The organism is Dorea sp. OM07-5 (assembly GCF_003481355.1).
Classification (GTDB): Bacteria; Bacillota; Clostridia; order Lachnospirales; family Lachnospiraceae; genus Dorea_D; species Dorea_D hominis.
On record NZ_QUKZ01000013.1, the window covers coordinates 1 to 3,092 of the forward strand.

A 3,092-nucleotide genomic window follows, 5' to 3' on the forward strand; every position below is an offset into this window, starting at 1 on the left:
CCTGAACAATCATAATGAAAATGGATTCATTAGACAGTCTGACGTACGATTCCGTATACGGCGGTTCAATCAACTTAGCCTTATATGCGATTTCTGTTCGTCGGACCAGAGATTTGCTTACAGCTTCCTTCAGATTCTACCTCGCGATAGACACCCTTGCTGTTCGGCTATACACTTCCCACTATCTGGGCATGTTCGGGACTTGCACCCGTTAGAGCGCGCCCATGGCGCGCAAACACAAAAAGAAGGCAACAAATCTTGCCTTCTCCTTTTCTCAGATACTATTTATACATTTCTTGCATTTTTTCAATTTCCAACTTCATCTCTTCTACAAATTCATCCGGCGCTAATACTTTCACCCAAGCTCCCTGACTTAACAAAAACATTTTTATTCCAGAACCAAATACTTCCGCTTCAATTATGGACTTGTCAGCTTGCCTGTCTGTCACTTTTGCAGTAGGTATCCGATCAAGAATCGCCTGCACGGATGGTCCGGAAAATTCAAATCGAATTTTTCGTGTTGGACCAGGCCACATAAATTGACTTTTTCTTCTAAGCATTCCTTCATCTATATTCTGCTCTTTTAACAGGACGTATTTTTCACGGTGAACTATTATGTCTACAATTCGATCAACTCGAAAATATATTGGCGTATTAGACACATCTGTTTCATACCGATATCCTATTAAATAAAAATAATATTCGCTAAACATAATGGAAACTGGTTTTATTTTTCTTTTAACCAAATCCCGGTTCATCTTGTAATATGTAATAGTAATCACATTTCTATTTTCTATACAATCAGTAACTTTCCAGAGATTATCTATAACACTGTGGCAGTCCGAACCAACTTCATCATATTGATATATTTCTTTGCAAATCCGTTGTTCCAGTTTTATTCTATCTGCAGAAGTCGTATTCACCTTTAATTTTTGAATAATTCCAAGCAACTCCTCGCTGCTAAATGCTCTGCTTCCTATCAACACTTTTGTAATTGCAAGTAATTCCTTATTGGATAGAAAATGATCCATTTTCAATGAATAACAATGATTTGTACTTGAATATTCCAATTCTGCATATCCAAGAATATCTGCATGATCTGCAAGAAAAGCCTTTAGTGAATTAATATCTCTTGTAATGCTTCTAGTTGAAACATTATATTCAAAAGCCAACTGTTGAACAGACAGTGATTCGCCCTTCATTGCTCGAAAAAAAAGTTTCATCACTCGATCTAATTTAATTTCTTTCTCCACCTGACACACCTCAATTCTTTTGCAAACTATTCCGTTATTTCAGTATAATCATCATAACCAATCACTCCGACATATTATGACACATTATTATTTATTTGCAATATATTTCTCCAACTGATATCATGTATGATTTTTGTCTAACATCAAAGGGAACTATTCAAGTCGAACAGCCGCGAGGCTTGGCGCGTGATTCTGGTCAGCATAAGCTGACAAATTCAGTACAGCATCACTGCGCATCCTCGCGGAGCGTTTATCTCAGTCGGAGATTGGACTCCCACTGAGACAAATTTGTTATTACTCACCACCTGAAAGATGTGGGAGTCTTCTCGACTGAAATAAATCTTTCCTTTACAATTTTTCACCCAAAAGAATTATATCATATATATCACTCTGCGCCGATCAATAATTTCTTTGGTATATAACCATTTAAGAGTTCAACTCTTCACAATTTCTTCTACCAGTATTTTCACCACTTGTATGTTTAATGGTTCGTCCTTTGTTTCATAAGTAAGAATCAACTGTTTTCCGGATATAATCCCATCTTCTATATAATCATTTACCTTTCTAACAAAGTCATTCGAATATATTTGGTCTCCCAACATTCCAATATGTTCCCAGTAATATATCTTTCCACTTTTCTTATTCAGAATTGTAAAATCCGGATGTACAATTCTATTTGCTTTCTTTAAATACAACTCTGCTTCATAACGATAACTTAGATTATCTGCTTTCTTGTTCAGCATATTGGCAATAATGATTTCTGATTTTGAGCGAACAATTTCTCCTCTGTCTGTCTCAAATCGTAATCCATCAGTGAACTTGTCATATTTTTTCCACTGCTGCTTTTCCCATTGTTCTGCACGTAATTCTTCTGGCAGATAAATTGCATCAACAAAGGATTTTCTTTCAGGTGACAGTTGTCTGTAAATATCCGTCTTTTTTTCAGGAAAATAATGTTTTTCAAAGTTTTTCAACGCTTGTAATTCTTTTTCCACACAGGATAACATCTTATGATAGTATGACTTTTCCGCCAGCTTCTGTACCAATTGTTCATCGCCTGTAAAAGAATCCACTGTTTCATTATCCTTATTCATATATTTATGATAATATCTAGGTTTCCCTGCTGACGACCTGCTTATTCGAAGAGATCCTTCCGGTTCATTCTTGATTTTTTCTTCTAATTCTAACTTGACCTGCTGTAATTCTTTAATATTCTTCTGTACTTCTTCTTTTATATTTGTCATAGCGTGTCCCTTTTCCCTTTCTTCTTATTGTGGGGATACCACTGCGTATCCCTTTTCTTCCTTTTCTCACCTTCGGGATACCACTGCGTATCCCCTTTCTTCCTTTTCTCATCTTCGGGATGCCACTGCGTATCCCTTTTCTTCTTTTTCTCATCTCTGAGATACCACTGCGTATCCCTTTTCTTCCTTTTCTCACCTTCGGGATACCACTGCGTATCCCTTTTCTTCCTTTTCTCACCTCCGGGATACCACTGCGTATCCCTTTTCTTCTTTTTCTCACCTCTGGGATACCACTGCGTATCCCTTTTCTTCCTTTTCTCACCTTTGGGATGCCACTGCGTATCCCTTTTCTTCCTTTTCTTACCTCTGGGATACCACTGCGTATCCCTTTTCCCTTTCTTCTTATTATGGGGATACCACCTCGTATCCCTTTTCTTCTTTTTCTCACCTCCGGGATACCACTGCGTGTCTCAAGCCCCAACCAAGCTACAGCAAAACCCCATTGCACCATAACAAGCTACAGCAAGACCTCATCGCATCACAACAAGCCCCAACCAAGCTACAGCAAAACCCCATTACACCATAACAAGCTACA

The 3,092-nt window shown here is 37.9% G+C and carries 3 protein-coding genes; all 3 read right to left on the reverse strand.

Translation table 11 applies throughout. The features are described from left to right. Positions 1 to 281 precede the first annotated feature (281 nt). Positions 282 to 1,253, reverse strand: a complete 972-nt coding sequence (locus tag DXC04_RS11725; RefSeq protein WP_118661087.1) for a helix-turn-helix transcriptional regulator — start codon at positions 1,251 to 1,253, stop codon at positions 282 to 284. Positions 1,254 to 1,687: 434 nt separating this feature from the next. Continuing rightward, a complete protein-coding gene (locus DXC04_RS11730; RefSeq protein WP_118661088.1) occupies positions 1,688 to 2,497 on the reverse strand; it encodes a hypothetical protein in 810 nt (269 codons plus the stop codon). Next, positions 2,460 to 2,819, reverse strand: coding sequence for a hypothetical protein (locus DXC04_RS11735; protein WP_158580495.1), 360 nt, complete (start codon positions 2,817 to 2,819; stop codon positions 2,460 to 2,462). The genes DXC04_RS11730 and DXC04_RS11735 overlap by 38 nt, the downstream gene beginning before the upstream one ends. Positions 2,820 to 3,092 lie beyond the last annotated feature (273 nt).